General features: G+C 66.0%; 21 protein-coding genes and 1 pseudogene. 10 read left to right on the top strand and 12 right to left on the bottom strand.

What is annotated here, in order from left to right:
* Nucleotides 1-9: 9 nt before the first annotated feature.
* From AB4Y43_RS22340 to AB4Y43_RS22330, 3 genes are read right to left on the bottom strand one after another with little or no spacing between them, the layout of a single operon-like run.
* Nucleotides 10-1,476, bottom strand: a complete 1,467-nt coding sequence (locus AB4Y43_RS22340) for a LutB/LldF family L-lactate oxidation iron-sulfur protein (protein WP_368605730.1) — start codon at nucleotides 1,474-1,476, stop codon at nucleotides 10-12.
* A complete protein-coding gene (locus AB4Y43_RS22335) occupies nucleotides 1,473-2,192 on the bottom strand; it encodes a lactate utilization protein C (protein WP_368728815.1) in 720 nt (239 codons plus the stop codon). The genes AB4Y43_RS22340 and AB4Y43_RS22335 overlap by 4 nt, the downstream gene beginning before the upstream one ends.
* A gap of 11 nt (nucleotides 2,193-2,203) precedes the next feature.
* Complete coding sequence (locus AB4Y43_RS22330) at nucleotides 2,204-2,995, bottom strand: (Fe-S)-binding protein (RefSeq protein WP_368682550.1); 792 nt, start codon at nucleotides 2,993-2,995, stop codon at nucleotides 2,204-2,206.
* Between the two features lie 207 nt (nucleotides 2,996-3,202).
* Here AB4Y43_RS22330 and AB4Y43_RS22325 point away from each other — a divergent pair.
* The 3 genes and pseudogenes from AB4Y43_RS22325 to ppk2 all read left to right on the top strand — a co-directional run.
* Nucleotides 3,203-3,856 (top strand): annotated as a pseudogene (locus AB4Y43_RS22325) (FadR/GntR family transcriptional regulator); the annotation flags it as partial.
* A gap of 240 nt (nucleotides 3,857-4,096) precedes the next feature.
* Nucleotides 4,097-4,477: a VOC family protein gene (locus AB4Y43_RS22320; RefSeq protein WP_069261764.1), complete on the top strand. Its 381-nt coding sequence runs from the start codon at nucleotides 4,097-4,099 to the stop codon at nucleotides 4,475-4,477.
* A gap of 110 nt (nucleotides 4,478-4,587) precedes the next feature.
* Nucleotides 4,588-5,517: a polyphosphate kinase 2 gene (gene ppk2, locus AB4Y43_RS22315; protein WP_256094475.1), complete on the top strand. Its 930-nt coding sequence runs from the start codon at nucleotides 4,588-4,590 to the stop codon at nucleotides 5,515-5,517.
* Nucleotides 5,518-5,695: 178 nt separating this feature from the next.
* Here the strand turns inward: ppk2 and AB4Y43_RS22310 are convergent, their stop codons facing one another.
* Entirely contained in the window at nucleotides 5,696-7,285 is a 1,590-nt protein-coding gene (locus tag AB4Y43_RS22310; protein WP_069261766.1) for an inorganic phosphate transporter, read from the bottom strand.
* Between the two features lie 168 nt (nucleotides 7,286-7,453).
* Between AB4Y43_RS22310 and AB4Y43_RS22305 the strand changes: the two genes are divergently transcribed.
* A complete protein-coding gene (locus AB4Y43_RS22305; protein WP_368605726.1) occupies nucleotides 7,454-9,079 on the top strand; it encodes a diguanylate cyclase in 1,626 nt (541 codons plus the stop codon).
* A gap of 43 nt (nucleotides 9,080-9,122) precedes the next feature.
* Here the strand turns inward: AB4Y43_RS22305 and AB4Y43_RS22300 are convergent, their stop codons facing one another.
* The gene (locus tag AB4Y43_RS22300) at nucleotides 9,123-9,527 is read right to left on the bottom strand and encodes a helix-turn-helix domain-containing protein (protein ID WP_028202557.1); all 405 of its coding nucleotides are present in this window, start codon (nucleotides 9,525-9,527) and stop codon (nucleotides 9,123-9,125) included.
* A gap of 804 nt (nucleotides 9,528-10,331) precedes the next feature.
* Between AB4Y43_RS22300 and AB4Y43_RS22295 the strand changes: the two genes are divergently transcribed.
* Both AB4Y43_RS22295 and AB4Y43_RS22290 read left to right on the top strand, forming a co-directional pair.
* Nucleotides 10,332-10,730, top strand: a complete 399-nt coding sequence (locus AB4Y43_RS22295; protein ID WP_069261888.1) for a hypothetical protein — start codon at nucleotides 10,332-10,334, stop codon at nucleotides 10,728-10,730.
* A 59-nt stretch (nucleotides 10,731-10,789) separates the two neighbouring features.
* Nucleotides 10,790-11,404, top strand: coding sequence for a hypothetical protein (locus tag AB4Y43_RS22290; protein WP_368728801.1), 615 nt, complete (start codon nucleotides 10,790-10,792; stop codon nucleotides 11,402-11,404).
* Between the two features lie 25 nt (nucleotides 11,405-11,429).
* On the opposite strand, the gene AB4Y43_RS22285 is transcribed toward AB4Y43_RS22290, so the two are convergent.
* From AB4Y43_RS22285 to AB4Y43_RS22265, 5 genes are all read right to left on the bottom strand, one after another.
* Nucleotides 11,430-11,675, bottom strand: a complete 246-nt coding sequence (locus tag AB4Y43_RS22285) for a DUF2964 family protein (protein ID WP_245623541.1) — start codon at nucleotides 11,673-11,675, stop codon at nucleotides 11,430-11,432.
* Nucleotides 11,676-11,994: 319 nt separating this feature from the next.
* Nucleotides 11,995-13,437 carry a flagellar filament capping protein FliD gene (gene fliD / locus AB4Y43_RS22280; protein ID WP_368728800.1) on the bottom strand — a complete coding sequence of 481 codons (1,443 nt, stop codon included), beginning with the start codon at nucleotides 13,435-13,437 and terminating at the stop codon, nucleotides 11,995-11,997.
* A gap of 157 nt (nucleotides 13,438-13,594) precedes the next feature.
* Nucleotides 13,595-14,188: a YigZ family protein gene (locus AB4Y43_RS22275; RefSeq protein WP_368728799.1), complete on the bottom strand. Its 594-nt coding sequence runs from the start codon at nucleotides 14,186-14,188 to the stop codon at nucleotides 13,595-13,597.
* An 801-nt stretch (nucleotides 14,189-14,989) separates the two neighbouring features.
* Nucleotides 14,990-15,307 (bottom strand): hypothetical protein, encoded by a 318-nt coding sequence (locus AB4Y43_RS22270; RefSeq protein WP_368728798.1) that lies wholly within the window; start codon nucleotides 15,305-15,307, stop codon nucleotides 14,990-14,992.
* Between the two features lie 312 nt (nucleotides 15,308-15,619).
* Nucleotides 15,620-17,290 (bottom strand): acyl-CoA synthetase, encoded by a 1,671-nt coding sequence (locus tag AB4Y43_RS22265; protein WP_069261773.1) that lies wholly within the window; start codon nucleotides 17,288-17,290, stop codon nucleotides 15,620-15,622.
* A 173-nt stretch (nucleotides 17,291-17,463) separates the two neighbouring features.
* On the opposite strand from AB4Y43_RS22265, the gene AB4Y43_RS22260 reads away from it, so the two are divergent.
* Together AB4Y43_RS22260 and AB4Y43_RS22255 are read left to right on the top strand one after the other, a co-directional pair.
* A complete protein-coding gene (locus AB4Y43_RS22260; RefSeq protein WP_342947159.1) occupies nucleotides 17,464-18,216 on the top strand; it encodes a Crp/Fnr family transcriptional regulator in 753 nt (250 codons plus the stop codon).
* Between the two features lie 119 nt (nucleotides 18,217-18,335).
* Complete coding sequence (locus tag AB4Y43_RS22255) at nucleotides 18,336-18,692, top strand: DUF4148 domain-containing protein (RefSeq protein WP_368605752.1); 357 nt, start codon at nucleotides 18,336-18,338, stop codon at nucleotides 18,690-18,692.
* A gap of 8 nt (nucleotides 18,693-18,700) precedes the next feature.
* On the opposite strand, the gene AB4Y43_RS22250 is transcribed toward AB4Y43_RS22255, so the two are convergent.
* Complete coding sequence (locus AB4Y43_RS22250) at nucleotides 18,701-20,485, bottom strand: peptidoglycan D,D-transpeptidase FtsI family protein (RefSeq protein ID WP_368728797.1); 1,785 nt, start codon at nucleotides 20,483-20,485, stop codon at nucleotides 18,701-18,703.
* Nucleotides 20,486-20,693: 208 nt separating this feature from the next.
* Nucleotides 20,694-22,241 carry a methyl-accepting chemotaxis protein gene (locus tag AB4Y43_RS22245; RefSeq protein WP_368728796.1) on the bottom strand — a complete coding sequence of 516 codons (1,548 nt, stop codon included), beginning with the start codon at nucleotides 22,239-22,241 and terminating at the stop codon, nucleotides 20,694-20,696.
* Nucleotides 22,242-22,658: 417 nt separating this feature from the next.
* Here AB4Y43_RS22245 and aepX point away from each other — a divergent pair, with 417 nt between their 5' ends.
* Both aepX and aepY read left to right on the top strand, forming a co-directional pair.
* Entirely contained in the window at nucleotides 22,659-24,365 is a 1,707-nt protein-coding gene (aepX, locus tag AB4Y43_RS22240; protein ID WP_368728795.1) for a phosphoenolpyruvate mutase, read from the top strand.
* Complete coding sequence (aepY, locus tag AB4Y43_RS22235; RefSeq protein ID WP_368728794.1) at nucleotides 24,362-25,561, top strand: phosphonopyruvate decarboxylase; 1,200 nt, start codon at nucleotides 24,362-24,364, stop codon at nucleotides 25,559-25,561. The genes aepX and aepY overlap by 4 nt, the downstream gene beginning before the upstream one ends.

Genomic DNA, 25,561 nt, shown 5'->3' with positions numbered 1-25,561 from the left:
ACATGAGCGCTATTGCGGCTGATCGCGTTCGCGCAGCAGGTCGTGCAGGCTGCGCGGCGCGGGCTTGAGCGGTGTGCGATGCTGCGTCCAGCCCATTTGCTGCGAGGGCGCGAGGCCGCGTAGACGCGTCACGGCCCAGCGTAGCGCCCGGTAGGCGCGCGGATGCGCGAACGCGCCGCTCCAGAAGCGCCAGATGAACTGCTCGCTCCTGCTGTGATTCGCGCCCTGGCCGCGCAACGGATGCGCAACGCTCTCCTCGGGGTCGCGGTTCGCCTCGGTGCGAAGGCGCACGAGCAGCTGCGGAATCGGAATGCGCACCGGGCAGACTTCGCCGCATGCGCCGCACAGGCTCGACGCGGTGGGCAGCTCCGCTGTCGCGTCGAGCCCGAGCAGATGCGGCGAAATAATCTTGCCGATCGGCCCAGGGTAGGTCGTGCCGTACGCATGCCCGCCGATGCGCGTGTACACCGGGCAGTGGTTCATGCACGCGCCGCAGCGGATGCATTGCAGCGTGGCGCGCAATTGCTCGTCGGCGTAGGCCTGGCTGCGGCCGTTGTCGAGCAGGACGAGATGCACCTCGCGCGGGCCGTCTTTCTCGCCTTCGCGGCGCGGGCTGCTGATCAGGTTGAAATACGTCGTGATGGGCTGGCCCGTGGCCGAGCGCGTGAGCAGGCTCGAAAGCGGCACGATGTGCTCGAGCTTTGCCACCACCTTTTCCATGCCCATGATCGCGATATGCACGTCGGGCACCGTGGTGGAAAGGCGGCCGTTGCCTTCGTTTTCCACGAGCCAGAGCGTGCCCGTGTCGGCGGCGGCGAAGTTCACGCCGGAGAGGCCGATCTGCGCATCCACGAAGGCGCGGCGCAGCGCGCGGCGGCCCGTTTGAATGAGCGTGTCCACGTCTTCCGTAAAGGGCGTATCGGGAATGTGCGCTTCGAACAAGTGCCCGATATCCCCCTTCGTCTTGTGGATGGCGGGCATCACGATGTGCGAGGGTTTCTCGCCCGCGAGCTGCACGATGTACTCGCCCATGTCCGACTCGATGCAGTCGACGCCGTGCTCGGCGAGGTAATGGTTGAGCTCGATTTCCTCGCTCGCCATCGACTTGCCCTTGATCACGCGTGTCGCCGCGTGACGCTGCGCGATGGCGTGGACGATGCGGTTCGCCTCGTCGGCGGTCTCGGCCCAATGCACCTGAATGCCGTTCGCGCGCAGCTTCGTTTCCAGTTGCTCGAGGAGTTCGGGCAGGCGCGCGAGCGCATGCTGGCGCACGGCTTCGCCGAGGTCGCGCAGGGCTTCGAGTTCGTCCGCCTCGGGGAACTGCGCGGCGCGCTTGCCTTGCAGGAAGTCCATCGCGCCGCGAAAGCTCTTGCGCAGTTGCGGGTCGTCGAGCGCCGTGCGCGCGCGCTGGCGGAATTCCGCAGTCGGGACGAAATGGAGCGTGTTTTCCTGAGAGTTCTGCGTGGTCGTGCTCATTCGGCGGCTCCGTGCTGCGTGCCCGTTGCGCGATCCTCATCGGTCACGAGGACGACCCATAGAGCGCGGGGACCATGCGCGCCATAGGCGGTGGTCTGCTGGATATCCGAGGTCTTCGAAGGACCCGAGATCATCACGAGATTGGTGGGCATGCCGTCACGCCAGCGCTCCGCCGCCACGGCGGCGTGCAGGTCGGCGTGCAGCGTACGCGCGTGGATCAGCGCGACGTGCAGCGGCGGTACGAGCGAGACCGTGCGCGGCGCGTTCGCGTCGGGGACGACCACGAGCGTGCCCGTCGCCGCGAGACCCGAGCGCGCGACAGTGAAGCCCGCGTCGACGGTGTCGAAGAGTTCGGCCTTCCACTGCTCGATCGGCTGCGCGTAACTGCGCGCCTGCACAACGGACGGGAGTGCCGCCTCGAGCGCCTGGCCTTCGGCGCAGGCGGTGTCGAGCAGCAGGCTGCGCACGCCCGCCGCCGCGAGGCGGTCGGCGAGATCGGCGGCCCACGTTGCGGCGCTCGCGCAGATCACTTCTGCGTGCGCGGCTTCGAGCATGCGCTGGAACTGGGCGATGCGTTCGTTCAAGGCAAGCGGGGCGAGCGCCCGGCGCCCGGTGAAATGCGCGTCGATGCGCGCGTCGAGCGCTTCGAGCGTGGTGGAGGGTGCTGCAGGGGCATGGCCACGCAGGCGTTGCAGCATGCGCGCACGCGCGCTCATCGTATCGACGTTCATGCGGCCTCCCCGCCCGTGCGGCGCCAGAGGAACGAGGCGAGGTGCTCCACGGCGAGCGGCGCGCCCTTGTGCGCTGCCGCGTGGCCGATGTTGAGCAGGCAGCCGCAGTCGGCGGAAACCAGGCGCTCGCAGCCCGTGGCGCAGGCGGAGGCGATCTTGTCGGCGACCATCGCGCCGGAGATGTCCGGGTGCTTGAGCGAGAACGTGCCGCCGAAGCCGCAGCATTCCGATTCGCGTTCGTGCTCGATGCGAGTGACGCCCGGCAGCGCATCGACGACTTCGACGCCGTGCACGCGCGTGCCCATCTCGCGCCGCGCGCCGCACGAGGTGTGCAGTACGACGCGCTCGTCGGGCTGGCGGACGGCACCCTGTGCGCCATACGCGTCGAAGTCGACGTTCAGCACGCGCACGAGGAATTCGGTGAGTTCGTACACGCGCTCCGAGAGTCCCTCGGCGCGCGCGGCGTTGGAGGCGTCGCCGTCGAACAACGCGGGCCAGTGGTGGCGCATCATGCCCGCGCACGAACCCGAAGGGACGATTACGGGCCAGGGTTTTTCGAAGAGTCCGAGTTGCGCGAGCGCGACCTCGCGCGCCTGGCGCGGGTTGCCGCTGCTGTATGCAGGCTGGCCGCAACAGCTCTGGCTGCGCGGGAAATGGACCGTGAGGCCTTCGCGTTCGAGCAGCTTCACCGCGTCGAGGCCGGCTTGCGGCACGAACAGGTCGACGAGGCAGGTGGCGAACAGATAGACGTCGGTGGGGCGCTCGGTGGGGTATTGCCGTGGCTTCATGTCTCGCTCGGTGTCTTGGCGCGCTTTCGTGCTCCTTCCCCGCGGACCCGAGGCCGGGCGGGTTGAGGACGAGCGCTGGTTTGGGCGCATAATTCCCGCTTCGGGCGAACGGTTCAAACTGGTTGGACCACTTGCCACAAGATAAAACGAGATTCGGGTATGACAATGAGGGACAGGGCAGTCGCGCGCGGGCGCGTGGAGACCGTGATGCGTCAGATGGAGACGTCGCTGCTCGACGGCACCTGGCGCGCGGGAGCGAAGCTGCCTTCCGAGCGCGTGCTCGCGATGGAATACGGCGTGGCGCGCAACACCGTGCGCGAGGCGATCCAGCGCCTGGCCGCGCGCGGCCTCGTGCAGAGCCGGCCGGGCGCGGGCGTATTCGTCACTGACCAGTTGCGCACGGGCTTTGCTTCACCGTGGGGGCAGCTCGTGGCCGATCATCCGGCCTTGCGTGAAGACATCCTCGAATTTCGCCGCGTGCTGGAAGGCGCGACGGCGTATTTTGCGGCGCTGCGCGCGAGCGACGAGGATCTCGAGCGTATTCGCGCGCTCATGCAGGAACTGGAGCGCACGCGCGAAGTGGACGACAAAGCCGCCGAAGCCGATACCGATGCGAAGCTGCACGAAGTGATCGCGCAGGCCTCGCACAACGCGATGTTTCTGCACTTGCACACGAGCGTGCTGGGCGTGCTGCGCGAGCACATCACGATCAACGGCACGGGGCTGCGCGTGCAGAACGAAGACGCGCCGGACCAGTTGCTGCTGCAGCACCGCACGCTGTGCGACGCGATCGTTGCGCGGCGTCCCGAGGAGGCGCGCACGGCGATGCAGACGCACATCGACTTCGTGCGCACGCGGGTGGGAGAGGAGATCGGCTGGCAGGAAATTGGTCCAACCAGTGACGATGCGCCGCGCGCCGCGCCAGCGGCTGCGCAGGCGGCCAAGCCGGCGCGCAAAGCCGCGCGCAAGGTGGCGGGCGGCACAGAGAAAACGCCAGTGGGCCGTGCCGGGCGCGCGAACGCTGCTAAAGTCGGCTGATCGGGCCGACGGGCCTCATTCCGGGCCGCAGGCAGTCCCTGGCCGCATGAGCAGGAGGAGCAGATGAACGAACGCGCCGCGCAAATCGTAGCGTTGAGCGCCGTGACGCTGACCGTCAGCGACATCGCGCGGTCGGTGCCCTTTTACGAGGCACTCGGCTTCGAGCGGAGAGACGGGCCGGCGGTGCCGGGCTTCGCGTCGTTCGAACTGGGCGGCGCGGCCGGCGTTTGCTATCTGAACCTGCTGGAGGGACCGCACGGCGCCGTGAACGGCTGGGGCCGCGTGGTCCTCCACGTCGCTGACGTGGACGCGTTCTACGCCCATGCACTGGCCGCGGGCGCGAAGCCCGAATTCGCACCGCGCGACGCGCCATGGGGCGAGCGCTATTTCCATCTCGTCGATCCGGACGGCCACGAGCTGAGCTTCGCCAGGCCGCTTACCTGAGCCGCCGCAATGCATTTGAAATATTCGTGACACTCGCTGCGCCGATAGTGGCGCGAGTTGACAGCATATCGACCAAGGAGAGAGTCGCCATGAATGAACTGGACCGCACGATGGATGCCGAACAACGGGATGCGCAAGAGCAGGAGGCCGAACTGCATCGTCGTCGGCGTCTGGATGAAGAGCTCATCGACGCCTATGACGAAGAGCTCGAGATGGAGGTCGACGACCGGCTGCAGGAAAGCGGTCTGCAGATCAGCGACGAGGCGCGTGCGCTGCGCCGCGTCTATTTCCGCGAGCTGATCCGCCTGCAGGGCGAACTCGTGAAGATGCAGGACTGGATCGTGAGCACGGGGCACCGGCTCGTCGTGATCTTCGAGGGACGCGACGCGGCGGGCAAGGGCGGTGTCATCAAGCGCATCACGCAGCGGCTGAACCCGCGCATGTGCCGCGTGGCGGCGCTGCCTGCGCCGAACAACCGCGAGCGCACGCAATGGTATTTCCAGCGCTACGCGCAGCATCTGCCCGCGGGCGGCGAGATGGTGCTGTTCGATCGCAGCTGGTACAACCGCGCAGGCGTGGAACGCGTGATGAACTTCTGCACCGACGACGAATACGAAGAGTTCTTTCGCTCCGTGCCCGAGTTCGAAAAGATGCTCGTGAGGAGTGGCATCCAGATCGTCAAGTACTGGTTCTCGATCACCGACGACGAGCAGGAAGTGCGCTTCCAGAGCCGCATCGACGATCCGCTCAAGCAGTGGAAGCTCTCGCCGATGGACCTCGAAAGCCGCCGCCGCTGGGAGGCCTACACGCACGTGAAGGAAGTGATGCTGCAGCGCTCGCACATTCCCGAGGCGCCGTGGTGGGTCGTGCAGGGCGTGGACAAGAAGCGCGCGCGCCTGAACTGTATTCACCACTTGCTGAGCCAGGTGCCGTATCACGAGATCGAGCACCCGCAGGTCACGCTGCCGGCGCGCGTGCATCATCCGGATTACATTCGCCAGCCGGTGCCGCAGGACATGATCATTCCGGAAATTTATTGAGGGGTTGGCCGCTTTCGATCTGATCGAGGGCAAGCGCGACGATTTTGGGATGCCCCTGGCGCAGTAACAGCGTGCGGCAAGACGCTGAAAATCTCGATCGTCTGAACGAAGGCGCACGACGCAACAAAAAGCCGCGCTCCCCTCGCAGGGAGCGCGGCTTTTCTCTGGCCTTTCGTACTCAGAACACGTGCTTGAACACCCAATAGAGCGCGCCAGCCAGCACGATCGAAGCGGGCAGCGTGAGCACCCATGCCATCACGAGGCTGCGCACCGTATTCCATTGCAGGCCCGAGCCGTTCGCGGCCATCGTGCCCGCCACGCCCGAGGAGAGCACGTGCGTGGTCGAGACCGGCAGACCGTACACGTCCGCCGCGCCGATCGTCACCATCGCCACGACCTCCGCGCAGCCGCCCTGGCCGTAGGTCAGGTGCTGTTTGCCGATGCGCTCGCCCACCGTCACCACGATGCGCTTCCAGCCCACCATCGTGCCGAGCCCCAGCGCGATCGCCACGGCCACCTTCACCCATGTCGGGATGAATTTCGTCGCGTGGTCGATCTGGCTGCGGAAGTTGTTGATGGACTTCAGGTCGTCGGCCGAGAAGGGCACCGCCTTCTGTTTGTCGAGCAGGCGGATCGCCTCGGAAATCACGTACATGTTGTTGCGCACGTTATCGACGACCGATTGCGGCACTGCCGCGAGCGAGCCGTAACCGCGCACCTGTTCGGTCACCTGGTTCGACAGCGCGGCAAGCGCGGGCACCGTCGTGCTCGACAGGGCGCGGCGGCCGATGAAGCGTTCCACTTCGGCGCGCGGATCGGCGGGCGCGGCCACGCCGTTCGTATAGCGCTCGAGCGCGCGCGTGGCGTCGTGCGCGACGGCGATGAAAGTCTGCGTCTGTTCGGCCGTGACGGCGCGGTTCAGCGCGTAGGCCGTGGGCACCGTGCCGATCAGGATCAGCATGATGAGGCCCATGCCCTTCTGGCCGTCGTTGGAGCCGTGCGCGAACGACACGCCCGTGCACGTGAGGATCAGCAGCGCGCGGATCCAGAACGGCGGCGGCTCCTTGCCCTTCGGCTCCGCGTAGAGCTCGGGCACGCGCACGACGGCCTTGAGGATGAGCAGCAGCAGGCCGGCCAGCAAAAAGCCGACGATCGGCGAAAACAGCAGCGACTTGCCCACGCCGAGCGCCTGGCTCCAGTCCACGCCGCTCGTGCCATTCGCGCCGTGCATGAGCTGGTTCATGAGGCCCACGCCGATGATCGAGCCGATCAGCGTATGTGAGCTCGACGAAGGCAGGCCGAAGTACCACGTGCCCAGGTTCCAGATGATCGCGGCAATGAGCAAAGCGAACACCATGGCGAAGCCCGCGCTGCTGCCCACCTGCAGGATCAGCTCCACAGGCAGCAGTTGCAGGATGCCGAAGGCCACCGCGCCGGTGGAGGTGAGCACGCCGAGGAAATTCCACGCGCCCGACCACATCACGGCGATATTGGGCGAAAGCGAGTGCGTATAGATGACGGTTGCGACCGCATTCGCGGTATCGTGGAAGCCGTTCACGAACTCGAAGCCGAGCGCGATCAGGAGCGCGATGCCGAGCAGGATCCAGGGCATCGCCGAGCTTTCGCGCACCGGCGAGAGGTCGTCGGCGAGATGCATCCCCACGTACACGGCGCCTGCGGCGATGACGACGAGGAAGGCGAGCAGGCTGGCGTTGCGCCCGCGTGCGGGGGCGGTGCCCGGTTGCGGTGACAGGGAAAATTCTGGCATGGCAGGCGGGCTCCTGGGGGAGGGAGTGGGCAAAGGTTTCGCCTCCGATCGTGAACTGCCCAGGTGTCCGTTTGATGACGGATTCGTGCCAGCCATGCCCGATGCATGCCCGACAGACCGGCGCTCCTTCGAATCGCGCCGTCAGCAGTCAGCAAGAGGATTGCGCAGATGCCAAAACGGGTTCTTTCGCTGCGTCTTCTGGTGCACCGCTGGGCCCACGGGCGGGCGAAGGCGGCGACGCGCCTGATCGGCAACTATCCCTTCTTCGCGGGGCTTTCCGGCACGCTCGTCGCGACGGTGATGGCGATCCTCACCTACGCGGCGCTCTACGAGGGCCGTGCCGAGGAGTTGCGCCACGCGCAGGAGAATTCGCGCAACCTCGTGCAGCTCATCAGCAACGACATTGCGCGCAACGTCGAGATCTACGACCTGTCGCTACAGGCCGTGGTCCAGGCGGCGCAGCAGCCGCAGACCTGGAGCATGCCCGAGGCGCTGCGCCAGCGCGTGCTGTTCGACCGGGCGACGGCGGCGTCGAGGCTGGGCGGCGCCTATGTGATCGACGCCAAGGGCCATGTGATAGCCTCGCACAGCAACGCCTTCGACGTTTCACCCGCCGGCATTTCGTTCGCCGACCGCGATTACTTCATCGCGCAACAGCGCGACCCGCATGCGGGCCTGTTCTTTTCGAAGCCGTTCCATTCCCGCCTGCGCGGCGGCGCGCTCACGATCGGCCTCACGCGCCGCATCAACGCGCCCGACGGCTCGTTCGCGGGCGTCGCGCTGCTCGGTGTGCGCCTCGACTATCTCGAGCAACTGCTCGAGCACATCGACCTGGGCCCCGGCGGCCATCTCTTCATTCTGATGCGCGACGGCACGTTGCTCGCGAGCAAGCCGCCCTCGATGCGCGGCGCCGGCTGGAGCTACGCGGACCTGCCGAATTTCGCGTTCTTTTCGCGTCGCGACGCCGGCACCTACACGTCGCACTCGGCAATCGACGGGGTCGAGCGCATCTACACCTTTGCGCATGTAGGCAACTCGCCGTTCATCGTCGTCGTGGCGCCCGCCGTGGGGGACGTGCTCGCCGGCTGGCGGCGGCGCAGCTATATCGCCCTCGTGATGACGACGGTGTTCGGCGGCGCGTGGGTCGCGGTGTCGTGGATGCTCGCCTTCGCGCTGCGCGACAAGGTGGTGGCCGAGGGCAAGCTCGTGCGTCTCGCGGTGACCGACCCGCTCACGGGTCTTGCGAACCGCCGCGCGCTCGACAGCCGTCTCGCGGAGGAATGGCATCACGCGGTGCGCGAACGCACGCCGCTTTCCGTGCTGTTTTTCGACATCGACCACTTCAAGCTCTTCAACGACACCTACGGGCACGCCGCCGGCGACGAGGTGCTGGTGTTCGTGGCCGGGCGCATCGCTGCAGGATCGCGGCGCGCAACCGATCTCGCCGCACGCTTTGGCGGCGAAGAGTTCGCGGTGGTGCTGCCGGGCACGGCGCTCGACGCCGCGACGCGCATGGCGGAAAAGATCCGCAAACGCATCGAGTCGGACAATCTCACGCTGAGTGGTACGCACCATGGGTGCGTGACGGTGAGCGCGGGGTGCGCGAGCTGCAATCCGCCGGAGGGCGGCAGCGGCGCGAAGCTGCTGGCCGCCGCCGACCGCCTGCTCTACGAGGCCAAGGAAGCGGGCCGCAATCAGGTCCGGTCGCAGCAATGCACGGGCGATGGGGCACAGCCGCTGGTGGATTCCGAAGCCGGAAGCCGAGGCCGCGATGCACCCGCAACGCGAGGCTGAGGCGCGCCGGCTTTCGTGCGGCGCGCGACGCCCGCCATGCCGTTCAGCGCGCGGACTTCGACAGCCGGTGGCCGAGGCCGAGGTTCGAGACGATCTGCCAGGTATAGACGCGCGAATAGTGCACGCCAAACTGGCGGCCGATCAGCTCGCGCACGCGGCTGTTGGTCCACGCATCGCTCGCAAAGCCGTGCTCTCGCGCGGAGCCGTGCAGGGCGCTCGCGATCCAGCCTAGCGCGGCCTGATCGAGCACTGAAGGCCGGCCGCCCACGCTCATCTGCTGGAGCGCTGCAAGGCCGCCGTCCTCGACGATGGACTTGTATCGCCTCACCGTCTGGGCGGAAAGGTGGAGTGAGTCGGCGACGCTATTCACGGTCGCGCCTTCCATCAACATCTGGCCGGCGGCCATTCTTCTCGCGACGCTCGGCAGGTTCTCGGTTCGGGTAAGCATGTGTTCACTCGTCGACGAAAGATTCCGGACACGCGGCATTGCGGATGTGCCGCTCCTGTAACCCTTCCTGCAAGCGGGTCTTGTCGCTTGCCATGGACCCGGCGCCGGTGCGGTGACGCGGGGGTCATGACGGACGGCGAAATCGACGCCCGGTGAAGGGCGCTTGTTGCGAAACGCCTCGGTGTTCCGCAGCGGATATTAATAATTGTTTTTGTAGGGAATGTGTATAGCTAGCGGAAAAATAGTCTGCTTGACTTGTGGATAATCCTGAACTAATGGAAAAAACAACCGACTCGCGTGTGTCAACAATGGGTGCCGCCATTTCGCACGGACTCCGCAATGCGAAGTTTGCTCCCATTGCAGCCAGTTAACCTGACTTAATTGCTCAAACATTGGAAAGCAACACTTTTCCTTGTTTTGTATGACTAAATCGGTATTCAGCATATATTGAGTTGAAACGGTTTTATCCAAAATGAATTAATAGCGACGATCGCACCTTTAGATGTTTGTTAGCGTTTTTGAGGTGCGCGGCAAACAATGGCATGGTCCAGCGCGGGTGATGACGGCTATGGGGCAATTTCAGGGAGTGATTTCGCTTTTTTGTGCAGAATGGTTTTCGCAAACATTTCGAATCGATTGCAATGCAGATTGGATTCGAATGAACGAATGCAGAATGCCGGATTCGCCGCGCAGCGTATCGCGTGGCGAAACGGGTCCCTGAATCCCTCGGGCCGCCAAATGCGTCCGTGCGTTTCGTCAAACGACGCGCGGCCTGGGCGGCGGCCCGCTTTCTGGCCGCTGCGGATGAACCAAGAACTCGACGAAAAGGTAGGTCGTTTGTTGCGCCGCGCTGCGAGCCGGCGCTCGCTCGTGCCGTACGGTGCGTTTCATGCCCTGTTCGCGGGCGACGTGCCGTTGCGGGTGCGTTACGAAAAGCTCGAGGCGGCCGCGGCCGCGTTGTGCGCGCCGCACGAGGCCGACTATGCCTCGCTGCTCTCGACCGATTCGGGCCTGCCCGGCCCGGACTTCTATACGCGCTTCAAGCGCTTGCATACCGAGCGCTATTACGAAACGCTCGGCGCGGACCGGCACCGCATGCTGCGGCTTGCCGAAAAGCGCCAGCTCGCCAACGAGGAACGTGAGCGTGTGTATGCCCATTACCTGCGCTGTGCGGCCGAAGAAGCCTGCATGAACAGCGCTTGATGCGTGCGAGCGGCGCCATGCCGCTCTCTTGCCATTCACGATCCACACAAGGAGGCTTCATGTCCACGCGCTACCATTCGTCCGCGCCGCTGCTCGGCGCCATACTCGTGCTTGCCCTCGGCGTGTCGCCGCATGTACCGCTGTTTGCGCAGACGGCGTCCGATGCCGCGTCCGGGAGTGCGCCCAACGCCGCGCTGCAGATCGGCGAGGTGCAGACCACGGCGACCGTCGTGAGCATCGACGCGGCCACCAACTCGGTCACGCTGCGTGGCGCGCGCCGCAACCTGGTGACGGTCGCCGTCGATCCCGCAGTCGGCGATGTGAGCAAGCTCAAGCCCGGCGATCATGTGAACATCCTCTACAAGGAGGCGTTGCTGCTGCGTGCCGAAAAGCTGGCTACGAGGGGCATCCGCTCGCGCGTCGATACGGTCGCGACCACGCCCGCTTCCGGTGGCATGACGGCGACGGCGCGTAGCGTGCAGGTGATCGCGACGGTGGAGAAGATCGACCGCAAGAGCCGCAAGGTAGCGCTGCGCGGACCGAACCGCACGGTCGTGGTGGTGGCGCCGCCGGACGTGCCGCTCGAATCGATCAAGGTGGGCGACAGCATTCGCGCCGACTACGTGGGCGCGACCGCCGTGCATGTCACGCGCGACGGCCGGAACCTGCAGTGAGGCAGCGACGCCCGGGCGGCGTGCGTTAGTCGGCGCGATTGCGGTCGCGCACGAGGATCGACACGTAGATCGCCGTGCAGACGATGATGACGGCCACGCCGGCAATCACCTTCTGGTGGTCGAAGTTGATGAGCCCGACCACTGCGATGGCGATGCCAGCGGCAGAGCCGAGCGTGCCCATTGCGGCCACGAAAATGCGCACCTTGCTCCAGACGCGATGGCGCCGCTCGGGACCTGCGCCTTCCATAAACCGATGCAGTCGATCAAACATGGCGGCTCTTCCGGGTTGGGTAGAAGACGGTCATGCGGGCGCGAATGACTGCGCGGCGCGGACCAGATCAAGTATAGCCAGCCCATTATTACGCGTTCTTTCCATTGCCTGCGCGCTCACGCGCCGGAATTCCCGATCGTTTTTTGCGCGCGTTTAAGTTTGTCTTAATTTTGGCTCGCCATGATGGAGCGGTCGGGTCGATTCGATAGTTCGATTCGCGGTTGTTCTTCACGTCCCCTGTTGGCCGCCGATTCACTCGGCGGCCTTTTTTTCGTCTGCCGTCGACGTTTGCTAGCGTCGATCACCGCGCATTCAAGCCTTATTTGTGATTCGTCGCGAGGGCGCCCGCGCTGTTTGCACCGCCAAAGAGCTGTGTCAGATATTGCTGGTTGTTGTTCATGATCGACATGAGGTTATTGAGCGCGGTGAACTGGCGGTTGAATTTCGCAGTGAGCTGGGTTGCGCGCACATCGAGCATCGACGACTGCTTTTTGATGTCGTCGAGCTCCTTGTTGATGGCCGTGCTGCGTCGCTCGATGATGCCGCTCGACTGCACGTAAGGCGTAATGGCGCTGTTGAGCTTCGTGGTCAGGCCGCCGCTGCCGAACAGCGCCGCAATCGCGCTGTTGCCCGGTTGCAGCGCCTTCTTGAACGTCTCGTCGTCGATCTCGAGCTTCCCGCTCTTGTCGAGCTTGATGCCGATCTCGCCCAGCGAATGGGTCACGCCGTCGCTGCCCTTCACGCCCGCCGAAACGAGCGCCGGCAGACTCGCCGCGAGGGTGCGCGCGATCGAGTCGCCGAGCAGCGCGCCTGCTTGCGCGCTCGTCGAACCGGTTGCGGCCGTATAGGAGGTCAGCCCGTTCAGGGCATCGACGTAACTGTTGTACGCCTTCACGAAGTCGCGGATGGATGTGCCCGTCGCTTCGGTGTCGGGAGCGACGGTGAGCGTTTGCTTCGTGCCCACCGAGGCGCTTGCAAGCTTGATCGTGATGTCGCTCACCACGCCCTCGAGGGTGTTGCTCGCGCTCGTGACGCGCGTGCCGTCGATGCGCAGCTCGGCGTCGCCGGCTGCCTCGACTTCGCGCATCTGCGAGGAAGCGAGCCGCGTGTCGACGCCCGCGCCCGCCTGCACGTCGATCGCGTTGGCCGCTCCGGTCTTGTTCGCGGTCAGCACGAGGTGCTGGCCGTCGGCGCCGTTGACGATCGACGCCGTGACGCCTGGGTTGTCCTTCGCCCGGTTGATCGCCGCGACGACGTCGGTGAGCTTGTTGCTGCCCGCAGCGATCGTCAGATGCATGGACTTGCCGCCCATCGCGATGTCGAGGCTGCCTTCCCCGAGCGTCTCGCCCGTGTCGAAGCTGTCCGAGGCGAGCTTATGCGCTGTCGCGAGGCGATCGACTTCGACCGTGAAGCTGCTCGCCACGGCGTTCTTGCCGGCCACCGCGCTCAAGCCCTTGTCCTTCTCGCTCGTCGTGACGGTGAAGCGCTGCAGCGCGGCGCCGTCCTTGAACGGCTCGAGCGCGGTCTGGAGCGAAGCGAGCGCCGACTTCAGCGTGCCGAGCGCCGACAGCGTCGTGTTGCTGGCGGTCTGCTTCGCACTGAGGATGGCGCTCGGCCCCGCGATCTTCGCGTTGACGAGCGCCTTGACGAGCTGGTTGACGTCAAGTGCGGAGTTGGTCGCGCCGCTGATGATCGACTGGGCGGCGTCGCTCAGCGCGCTGTTCGCGCTGGCGGTCGTGGTGTTCGTGATCGTGCTTGCCATGAAAGAAGTCCGTTCGTTCTGGTGCGTCGAGTCGACGGAACGCGCGAATGCGCGGCCATGCTTTCATTACGGCAAGCTTTCATGAAACTTTATGAAAGAAATGAAAAGATTTTGAAAAGTGCGCGATCGGCATTGCGGCGGCAGCCAGCCGCCCGCCTCAGACGGGCTCGGGGAAGCCCGAGCGGCCTTGCGTGAGATCGGTGAGCGTGGTGCGCGCGGCGTCCACGGCGGTGGCGGGCAACTGGATCGTGAGGCGGACCGTCATGGTGTACTGGCTTTGCACGAGCGTGAACTGCTCCTGGTCGATCCAGTGGCGCACGCGGGTTTCGTCGGGATAGCCGAGTTCGACGGTGAGGCGCGCCTGCGCAATGCGCTCGACGCGCTCGGCCCCCTGCAGGGCGCTGGCAATGGCGTCGGTATAGGCGCGCACGAGGCCGCCCGCGCCGAGCTTCACACCGCCGTAATAGCGCACCACGGCGGCGAGCACGCCGTCCAGGTCGCGATGGCGCAGCACTTCGAGGATCGGGCGTCCGGCGGTTCCGGAGGGTTCGCCATCGTCGGACATGCCGGACTGGCCGCCCGCGAGCAGCGCCCAGCAAACGTGCGTGGCGGTGGGGTGTTCGTCGCGCAGACGGCGGATTTCGGCCATGGCCGCTTCGCGGTCGGCAACGGGAATGGCGTGCGCGATGAAGCGGCTCTTGCGGACATCGAGTGCCGCGGTGACGGGATGGGCGAGGGTGAAAGTTGGCACAAGCGGGGTGGCACTGCTGGCGAAACCCCCATGTTAACCGATGCTCATGGGCCGGCTTTCGACGTCCGTCCCCATATCTTGCCAGTTTGCGTAATGGTTCTTTGCGCCGGATGCTAGTGACGCCCCGGCCTTCAGCCCGGATAATGCACGGCATGACGGATCTAGCTCTGGCTGGAGCGAAGCCGAACTCCTCATTCGGTGATCCGTCATCGTTCCTTCTCTCGCGGCGCCGCTGCATGTTCCGGCAGACGCGATTCTCCAAAGCACAGAAGCCAAAAAAATCCCCGGTCGGACTGTGTCACGACCGGGGGTCACAAGGCTCGCCTGTTCTCAAGAGGCAATCCCACCTTACGTCCGCAAAATTGCGGCCGCAATCGGAAAAAAAACCTGGTGCGCGTGACACCCGAAGGGCGCTAGTGTTCTCATTCGCGCGCAAAAAAATCCCGGCCATCGCTGGCCGGGCAATGAGAATACACCGTGCGCTCCGGGGAACGAAACGCCCATCAACGTTACCCGCGCGCCGTGCGGCCGGCAACACTTCCGCATTACCTGCAATTACTGACATCTGCCTTTCCGGCCGCAGCCGGCGCGCGGCACGGCAGCCCGGATACGCCGTGTGGCGGGCATCGTGCTCACATTGTTTCGCATGCCGAACGATATCCATGCGTTCGCACACGCGTGCTGAAGTAAGGCGCCGAAATGCGCCGAGGCCGGTCTCCCTTGAGGGAAGACCGGCCTCGGTGTGCCGCTTCAGGGGCCTCCAGAGAAGGCGGCCCCTGGATCACGCGCGCATCACGCGCATCAGTAACGCGGCGGGGGCGGCGGACGATGGTCGTCCTCGCGGTAGCGCGGGGGACCCGGATCGTGCGGGTGATGGTGCATCCACTCGTCGTGTTCCCAATAGCGGTGGCCGTCGTAATAACGGTTCTCGTGCCAGCCGATCGAGACGTGCGCGTCCACCGGCATCATGTGCGGTTGACCGTATTGCGGCGCCGATTCGGCACGCAGCCCATACGGTGCGGACTGAGCGAAGGCGCTCGATGCGCCCATCAATGCGCCGCCGGCGAGCAGTGCTGCGGCGATGGCGCGGGCGGGGGTCTTCCAGCTCTTCGTGTTCATGAGTTACCTCCTCGTTGGTTGCGTCGTCAGTCACGCGGCATCGGGATGCCTTTGTGTTGCGACCACGGTTCAAAGCTTATCGGCCCGAAGCGGAGGAAAACGTGACCACTTGTAAGCTTTCGTTTCATACGATTCTTCATGCGAGAAAGGCTGCTTTGACAGTTGGCCCTTGATGCAGAAAGGATTAAGCGACGCACCTGACAATCGCGACCGAGCCACAGGGGGTCGGGGTGTCAACTGACGTTACATTCAGGCCGCGCGGGCCGCCTGAATGCGTCACGTCTACCGGCCAAGCAGGCCCCGATGTCGTTCTTACCGAGGTGTTTTCGGCGCGGGTGTTGCACCAGCCACGTCGATCGCGCTTTGCGAACCTAGTTGCGCGCGCAACTCATATTTTTGGATCTTGCCCGTGGCCGTGCGCGGCAGTTCGCCGAATCGCACGGCGCGTGGCACCTTGAAGTGCGCGAGAAAGAGCCGGCAGTGCGCGATGATTTCCTCGGCCGTGGCGCTCGCGCCGGGCCGCAGTTCGACGAACGCGCAAGGCACTTCGCCCCACTTCGGATCGGGCATCGCCACGACGGCGGCGAGCGCGACGGCCGGATGGCGATACAGCGTGTCTTCCACCTCGATGCTCGAAATATTCTCGCCGCCGGAGATGATGATGTCCTTGCTGCGGTCGGTAATGCGCACGTAGCCGTCGGGCGTCATCACGCCGAGGTCGCCCGTATGGAACCAGCCGCCGCGGAACGCCTCTTCCGTCGCGCGCTCGTTCTTCAAATAGCCCTTCATGCAGATGTTGCCGCGGAACATGATCTCGCCGAGCGTTTCGCCGTCGGCGGGTACGGGCTCCATCGTCTGCGCATTGCGCACGCTGACGCCGCTTTGGAGGTGATAGCGCACACCCTGGCGTGCGGCGAGGCGCGCCTGCTCCTCGTCGGGCAGCGTCTGCCAGCCCGCCTGCACCGCGCACACGGCAGCGGGGCCGTACACCTCGGTCAGACCATAGACATGCGTGAGTTCGATGCCGATCGCCTTCATCTTCGCGATCACGGCCGGCGCGGGCGGCGCGCCTGCCACCATCGTGCACACCGTGTGAGCGATGCCTTCGCGGTACTCTGCGGGTGCGTCGGCGAGCGCGCCCTGCACGATGGGCGCGCCGCAATAGTGCGTGACGCGCTCGCTGCGAATGAGGTCGAACACGAGCTTCGCGTCGAACTTGCGCAGGCACACGTTCACGCCCGCGCGCGCGGCGACGGTCCACGCAAAGCACCAGCCGTTGCAATGAAAGAGCGGCAGCGTCCAGAGATACACGGCGTGCTTGGGCATGTCCCATTCGAGGATATTGCTCACCGCGTTGAGATACGCGCCGCGATGGTGATAGACCACGCCCTTGGGGTCGCCCGTCGTGCCCGACGTGTAGTTCAGCGCAATGGCGTCCCATTCGTTGCGCGGCGGCTCCCAGGCGAACTCGGGATCGCCTTGCTCGAGGAACGCCTCGTAGTCGGTGGCGCGCGGGAAGTACTCGGGGTCCGCGGGCGCGATGTCGGCCACGCTGATGATCCTGAGGTTGGGGAATTCGAGCGCCGCGCGCTGCGCGAGCGCCGCAAATTCGGTATCGACGATCAACGCCTTCGCTTCGCCATGGCGCAGCATGAACAGCATGGTTGCGACATCGAGTCGCGTGTTGAGCGTGTTGAGCACCGCGCCGAGCATGGGCACGCCGAAGTGCGCCTCGACCATCGCGGGGATGTTGGGCAGCAGCACCGCCACGGTGTCGCCGCGGCCGATGCCCGCCTGCCCGAGCGCGCTTGCGAGTCGCCGCGTGCGCGCATAGGTTTCGCGCCAGTTGCGGCGGACGTCGCCGTGGACCACAGCCAGGCGCTCGCCATAGACCTCGGCGGCGCGGGCGATGAAATCGACCGGCGTGAGCGGCACATAATTGGCTTCGCGTTGCGCGAGCCCTTCTTCGTAGGGGTGCAACATGGCGGTGTCTCCGAACGGTTATTGGTGTGTCGATAGGATTCGCGCTACCGTAGCAGGGCCGCGCATGACAGTCTGTCGCCGGCGCGACAGAGCGGGCCGCGACGCACGGTCCGCCCGACAAGATCGACCCAAAGATTGACCTAACCCAGGAAAGCGCGATGTCGCAATCCATTATGCCCCCGGACGGGACACCGGCCGCCCGCGATTCTTGGCGCGAAGGCGAGCGCATCGACGCCGCCAACGCCGCGCGTCTTGCCTCGCTGTTCGAGCGCTACGCGTGGTTCCGCGGGCTCGCGCCCGAGCATCGCGAATGGGTGCTGGCGTCGTCGCATGCGCAGGGCTATGCCGCGGGCGCGATCGTCGCCGCGCGCGAAGCGCCCTCCGACTGGTGGCTCGGCGTGAGTTCCGGCCTCGTGAAGCTGGCGATCTTCAATGCATCGGGGCGCGGCTGCACGTTTTCGGGCGTGCCGCACGGCGGCTGGTTCGGCGAGGGCAGCGTGATCAAGCGCGAGCCGCGCAAGTATGACGTGATCGCGCTGCAGCCGTCGCTCGTCATGGCCGTCGCCACCGAGACGTTCCACCGGCTCATGGACTGCAGCCTGCCGTTCAGCCGCTTCGTGATCCATCAGCTCAACAACCGCATGGGCGAGTTCATCGCGTTGATCCAGAACAGCCGCTTGCTCGACGTCGATGCGCGCGTCGCGCAGTCGCTCGCGCAGATGTTCAATCCCGATCTTTATCCCGAGACGGGGCGGGCGCTCGACATCTCGCAGGAGGAGATCGGCATGCTGGCGGGCGCGTCGCGTCAACGGATCAATCAGGCCCTGCAGACGCTCGAGCGGCAGGGGCTCGTCGCGCTCTCGTATAACCGCGTGGACGTGCTCGATCTCGACGGGCTGCGCGCATTTGGCCGCGACCAGATCTGAGGACCGCAGAACTCCTTATCAATCTTGCGAGGAATGGAAGACTCTCTCCCTCGCTAGCCGGTTTTTGTGCGTGGCCGCGCTGCGTAGACTTTGCTCATCGAATTCATACGGAGAGCATGGTGAAAAACGCAATGCTGCGCGCGGCGCTGGTGTCGATGATGGCGATCGTTCCGGCGGTCTCGTTCGGTCAATCCACCGGCACGCACAACGGTCCGGTGACGCGGGCCCAGGTGCTGCAGGAATTGGTCGATCTGGAGTCGGTGGGCTACAACCCGGCTTCGGCGAACGATGCCACGTATCCGGAAGATGTGCAGAGCGCCATGCGCCGGCTCGCCGAAAAGCGCGCCAACGAAGCGCGTCTGGCGCAGGAGCAGGTCGCGCAATCGGGTTACGGCGCGCCGCCCGCACCCAATGCAGAAGCGGGGGCGCCCGCCGTGTCGGGCAGCGAGCCGCCGCCCGCGTATCGCCACCATTGATTGCGGCGCTAACCGCGCCCTGAGCCGGCCCGGGTGCCGCTGGCACCCTTGGCGCTCTCGGGGCCGGCCGCGACATCGGGCGGCACGCCGAGCAACTGGAGTGTGCCGGCCGTCACACCCGAAAATACCGGCCCCGCAACCGTGCCGCCATAAAATGCCTTGCCCGCCGGATCGTCGATCATGACCGCGACGATCACGCGCGGCGCGCTCATCGGCGCCATGCCGACGAACAGCGCCCGATAGCGGTTCTTCGCATAGCCCGCGCCGATCTGCTTGCGCGCGGTGCCGGTCTTGCCGCCCACCCGATAGCCTTCCACATTCGCGGCGCGCCCCGTGCCGCCGTCGCTCGTCGCCATCTCCAGCATCTTGCGCATGGCGGCGGCCGTGGCCGGCGTCGTGACCGCGCGCGCCTCCGACGCGGAGGCACCGCCCGCGCCGGCCGGCGCTTCGCGCAGGAGTGCGGCCGGATGCAGCGTGCCGTCGCCGGCGTAGGCCGTGTAGATCTGCGCCATCTGCAAAAGCGAGGTGGACAGGCCGTAGCCATAGGCCATCGTCGCCTGCTCGATGGGGCGCCAGCGCGCCCACGGCCGCACGCGGCCAGGCGCCGCGCCCGGGAACGTGACGCCGGGCCGCTGCCCGAGCCCGTACTCCTGATACTTGTCCCAGATCGTTTGCGCGGGCAGGTTCAGCGCGAGCTTGGCGAGCGCGACGTTGCTCGACTTCTGGATGGCCTCCGCCACGGTCATGCGGCCGTGATTCGAGGTGTCGTGAATCGTCGCGGGGCCGATGCGGTACGTGCCCGGCGCGGTGTCGATGAGGGTGTTCGCGTTGACCTTGTGCAGGTCCATTGCCAGCGAAACGACCACGGGCTTGATGGTCGAGCCGGGCTCGAACGTGTCGACCACGGCGCGGTTGCGCAACTGCTTGCCCGTGAGCCGCGCGCGGTCGTTCGGGTCGAACGACGGCCAGTTTGCGAGCGCGAGGATTTCGCCGTTCTGCGCGTCGAGCACGACGACGCTGCCCGCTTCCGCATGATTCTTCGCCACGGCCGCCTTGAGCTGCGTGTACGCGAGCTGTTGCACGCGGCGGTCGATGGTGAGCTGCACGGTGTCGCCGTTGCGTGGCTGCACGCGCTCGCTCGGCTCCGAAACGACGCGCCCGAGCCGGTCGCGGATCACCTCGCGCTGGCCCGGCGTGCCGCGCAGGCGCGCGTTCGCGGCGAGTTCCACGCCTTCCTGGCCGGCGTCTTCGATGTCGGTGAAGCCCACCACGTGCGCCGCCGATTCACCTTCGGGGTAATAGCGCTTCGAGTCGGCGATCAGGGTGATGCCGCCCATGCCCATCTCGTCGATGTGCGCGGCGGTGTCGGCGTCCACCTGGCGCTTGAGCAGCACGAAGGAGCGGTCGCCGGCAACGCGCCGGTCCAGTTCCGCGAGCGGCATGTCGAGCAGGCGCGCGAGCGGCGCGTGCGCGGCGGCATCGAGAAGCCGCGGATTCACCCAGACTTCGAAAGTCGCAAGGCTCACGGCCAGCAGCGCGCCGTTGCGGTCGACGATGCGCCCGCGCATCGCGTCGAGCTCCAGCGTGCGCTGGTAGCGCTTTTGGCCCTGCTTCACGTAAAAGCCGTGATTGGCGACCTGAATCCAGAACGCGCGCCCGGCCAGCGCTGCAAAGGCCGCGAAGGTGATGAACACGATGAACTTCGAGCGCCACGCGGGCAGGCGCGGCGCAAGCATCGGGTGACGGGTCGCGGTGGCGTGCGGGTCGCGCGGCGGTTTCCTGGAACGGATCATCGGCAAGGCGGGGTGGAAGGCAGAATCACATTGTAAACATGATGTAATTGAATTGAAATGATGGGTGCGCACGGCGGCGAGGCAATTGGGCGCGCGAGCGGTGCAGGGGAGCGGGGGAGGCGCAAAGCGAACCGGGCCGCGAATGCGGCCCGGCGGGTAGGGATGCGTACCGGCGGCGAACCGGCGGCGAGCCGGCGTGGCGACAGCGTTACGCGTGCGCGGGCAAGCGGAAGCTCGCGATCGACTCGCGCAGCACGCTCACCTGATCCTTGAGCGAATGGGCGGCGGCTGCCGCCTGTTCCACGAGCGCCGCGTTTTGCTGCGTCACCTGATCCATCTCGCCCACGGCGCGGTTGACCTGCTCGATGCCGGCGCTCTGCTCGCGCGAAGCGTTGCTGATCTCTTCGAGGATCTCGTGCACGCGTCGCACCGACTGCACGATCTCGGTCATCGTCGCGCCTGCGTTGGTCACGAGATGCTGACCTTCGGTCACGGTGCCGGTCGACTTTTCGATCAGCGCCTTGATCTCCTTGGCAGCGGTGGCGGAGCGCTGCGCGAGGCTGCGCACTTCGGCGGCCACCACCGCGAAGCCGCGGCCTTGCTCGCCCGCGCGCGCCGCTTCCACAGCGGCGTTCAGGGCGAGGATGTTGGTCTGGAACGCAATGCCGTCGATCACGCCGATGATGTCGCCGATCTGCTGCGAGCTCGTCGTGATGTCGCCCATCGTGCGCACGACGTCGTCGACTACAGCGCTGCCGCGCGTCGCGACGTCGGCGGCCTGGCTCGCGAGCGACGCCGCATGCTGGGCGCTGTCCGCGTTCTGGCGCACGTTCGCCGTCATCTGATCCATGCTCGACGCGGTCTGCACGAGCGCCGCCGCCTGTTCCTCGGTGCGTTGCGAGAGATCCGTGTTGCCAGCCGCAATCTCGTTCGCGCCCACGTTGATGTTTTCGGCGCCGCTGCGCACGCGCGAGACGGTTTGCACGAGCGCCGTCTGCATCGTCGCGAGCGCGCGCATCAGGCTGGTCTCGTTCGTGCCCTGCACCTGCAGGCGCAAGGTGAGGTCGCCCTCGGCGATGCGATTGGCCGCGTCCACCGCGCCTTCCAGTTCACCGCCGATGCTGCTGCGCACGCTGCGCACCACGAGCACCATCACGGCCGTGGCGGCCCCGCCCAGCAGGAAGGTCATGCCGAGCCAGCGCAGCAGGCTGTCGTAGAACTCGGCGCGCACGTCGTCCATGTACATGCCCGTCACGATCACCCAGTCCCACGGCACGAAGCGGCGGCCGAAGCTCAGCTTGGGAACGGGCTCGCTGTGGCCGGGCTTGGCCCAGAGGTAGTCGAGGAAGCCGCCGTTCGGGCCGCTCGCGGCGTTCACGAGCCCGGTGAACACATGGGTGCCCGCGGGGTCGGTGAAGTCGCTCAGGTTCTTGCCGTCGAGCTCGGGCTTGATCGGATGCATCAGCATGACCGACTGCGAGTTGTTGATGCTCAGATAGCCGTCGGTGCTGTAGCGGATCGAGCCGATCACGGTCAGCGCCTGCTTCTGGGCGTCGGCTTCGGGCATGACGTTGCGCTGCGAGAGCCCGTAGTAGTAGTTGGCGATGCTCGTCGCTTCGTCGACGAGCGTGGTGAGCTGCGCGCGCCGCTCGCGGATCATCGCTTCGCGGCTTTGCCAGGCGCCAAAGGCGACGATCAACAGCAGGCCGATCCAGAGGATCGCGATCATCGAGCGGAGCTTTTTGTTGAGGGTCATGTTCTGCATGGTCGGTCGGATATTTCACAGGGCAGGAGCGGTGCGACTGGCGATGCGTTGCCGCCAGACTGTGTTTACGGCCCACGCAAACGTGCGCGAGACCCAGGGGGAACCCTGCTTAGGCAGCTTTTTCTTCATACAAATCAAAGTCCTTGATCTGGCGCATATGACGCGCTGCTGAAACGCCTGCGAACGCGCCGACAAAAGCCACAAATTTCACAGCAACTCCATGATTCGCCACTCTTTGCAGGGATCGACTGCGGATAGGAATCATTTCCGATATAGTCGCGACTTTGCCCCCGGCCTGCCTGACTTCGAGGCTTGCGATCAAGCCGGGATGAAGGACCTTTACCAACGATGCGACGCACACGGCGCAGCCCCGCTGCGGCCCGCATGACGTCCACTGGAGCAACAAGAATGAACGCACGCGAACCCGCCCTGGTCCCCGCCGCTCTTGCCACATCGCGCAGCGCGCGGCTGCGCCAGATGCTGACCAGCAACGAACTCGAATTCCTGATGGAAGCGCACAACGGCCTTTCCGCACGCATCGCGCGCGAGGCGGGCTTCAAGGCGATCTGGGGCTCGGGCCTCTCGATCTCCGCGCAGTTCGGCGTGCGCGACAACAACGAGGCGAGCTGGACCCAGGTGGTCGACAACCTCGAGTTCATGGCCGACGCGAGCGACCTGCCCATCCTGCTCGACGGCGACACCGGCTACGGCAACTTCAACAACGTGCGCCGTCTCGTGCGCAAGCTGGAGCAGCGCGGCATTGCGGGCGTGTGCATCGAAGACAAGGTGTTCCCGAAGACCAACAGTTTCATCGGCGGCGAAGCGCAACCGCTTGCCGACATCGACGAGTTCTGCGGCAAGATCAAGGCCGGCAAGGATTCGCAGACCGACGAGCACTTTTCGATCGTCGCGCGCGTCGAGGCGCTGATCGCGGGCTGGGGCATGGACGAAGCGCTCAAGCGCGCCGAAGCGTATCGCCAGGCCGGCGCAGACGCGATCCTCATCCACAGCAAGCTTTCGAAAGCTGACGAGATCCTCACGTTCGCGCGCGAGTGGGCGGGCCGCGGCCCGCTCGTGATCGTGCCGACCAAGTACTACAGCACGCCGACCGAGGTATTCCGCAAGGCGGGCATCAGCACGGTGATCTGGGCGAACCACCAGATCCGCGCGGCCGTTTCGGCCATGCAGGCCGTCACCAAAACGATTTACGACACGCAAACCCTCGTCGATGTCGAAGACCGCATTGCTACGGTCAACGAAATTTTCCGCTTGCAGGACGCCGACGAATACTCGGAAGCCGAAGACCGCTACCTCAGCGCCACGTCGCGCGGCGCGGGCTCGGCGATCGTGCTGGCCGCGAGCCGCGGCTCGGGTCTCGACGCCTACACGGAAGACAAGCCCAAGGTCATGCTGCCGGTCGCGGGCAAGCCGCTCCTGCGCTGGCTCGTCGACGCGTTCAAGAAGCAGTCGGTCAACGACATCACCGTGGTGGGCGGCTACAAGGCCGAAGCCATCGACACGGCGGGCATCAAGCTCGTGCGCAACGAGCGATTCGCGCAGACGAACGAACTCGCTTCGCTCGCGTGCGCGGTCGGTGCGCTCGACAACGACACGGTGATTTCGTACGGCGACCTTGTGTTCCGCAGCTACATCCTGCGCGATCTAGTAGAAAGCGAAGCGGACTTCAGCGTGGTGGTGGACTCGTCGCCCGAGTCGGAGAACAGCAGCACGCGCGACTTCGCATGGTGCTCGGCCGCCGACGAGCGCGATCTGTTCGGCAGCAAGGTGATCCTCGAGCGTGTGGCGAGCGACCCGGCCGCGAACGGCGCGGCCCCGCACGGCCGCTGGATCGGCCTCGTGAACGTGCGAGGCGCGGGCCGTGCGAAGCTCGCGAAGAAGCTCGCGCAGCTGCAGACGTGCGCCGACTTTGACACGCTCGACATGCCGGCGCTGCTCAACGCACTGATCGCAGACGGGGAGAAAATCGAAGTGCAGTACGTGCACGGCCACTGGCGCGGCGTGAACGACCTCGAAGACTTCCGCCGCGCGGGAGATTTCGCTCAGGGCGTCTATACGCACGCGCAAACGCCGCTGGGCGCGGAGGGCCAGGCATGATCGAAGCCGCACAATTCGTCGAAGCGGCGCGCTCGCGCGGCTTCGAGTGGTACGCCGGCGTGCCGTGCTCGTACCTCACGCCGTTCATCAACTACGTGCTGCAGGACGACTCGCTGCACTACGTGAGCGCGGCCAACGAAGGTGACGCGGTCGCGGTCATCGCGGGCGTCGCGCTCGCGGGCAAGCGCGGCATCACGATGATGCAGAATTCGGGCCTCGGCAACGCCGTGAGCCCGCTCACTTCGCTGACATGGACGTTCCGTCTGCCGCAACTGCTGATCGTGACGTGGCGCGGCCAGCCGGGCGTGCCCGACGAGCCGCAGCACGCGCTGATGGGCCCGGTTACGCCGCAGATGCTCGAAACGATGGAAATTCCGTGGGAGACGTTCCCCACGGAAGCCGACCAGATCGCGGCGGCGCTCGATCGCGCCATCAAGCACATGGACGCAACGGGCCGCCCGTACGCGCTCGTCATGCAGAAGGGCAGCGTGGCGCCGTACGAACTCGAGGGCGGCGGCGCGATGCCGGCGAAGCACGCGCTGCCGGTCGCGCAGGTCAAATGGACCGGGCGGACGCCTGATCAACTGCCCACGCGCCAGCAGGCGCTCGAGCACGTGATCGCGGCGACGCCTGCCGAGTCGACGGTGCTCGTCGCCTCGACGGGTTTCTGCGGCCGCGAACTCTACGCACTCGACGACCGCTCGAACCAGCTCTACATGGTGGGCTCGATGGGCTGCGTCACGCCGTTCGCGCTCGGTCTCGCGCTTGCGCGGCCCGACCTCAACGTGGTCGCGCTCGACGGCGACGGCGCGGCGCTCATGCGCATGGGCGTTTTCGCCACGCTCGGCGCCTATGGCCCCGCGAACCTCACGCACGTGCTGCTCGACAACGGCGTGCACGATTCGACGGGTGGCCAGGCCACCGTGTCGGCGCAGGTGTCGTTCGCGAACGTTGCCGCCGCGTGCGGTTACGCCGACGCCGTGGAAGGCGACGATCTCGCCATGCTCGACAGCGTGCTCACCGCCGCGCGCGAACGTGCGAAGCGCGCTTCGGATGTCGAAGGCACGCGCTTCGTACGCCTGACGATTCGCCGCGGTACGCCCGATGGCCTGCCGCGCCCCACGATCACGCCGCCCGATGTCAAGACGCGCCTCATGCGCCACATCGGCGCCGCCGTCGTCACGTCCGCTGAATAA

It is taken from the genome of Paraburkholderia sp. BR10872 (assembly GCF_040965835.1).
In the GTDB taxonomy this organism is placed as follows: domain Bacteria; phylum Pseudomonadota; class Gammaproteobacteria; order Burkholderiales; family Burkholderiaceae; genus Paraburkholderia; species Paraburkholderia nodosa_A.
The sequence above is the reverse complement of the archived record's forward strand: the minus strand, read 5'-3'. Positions and strand labels throughout refer to the sequence as shown.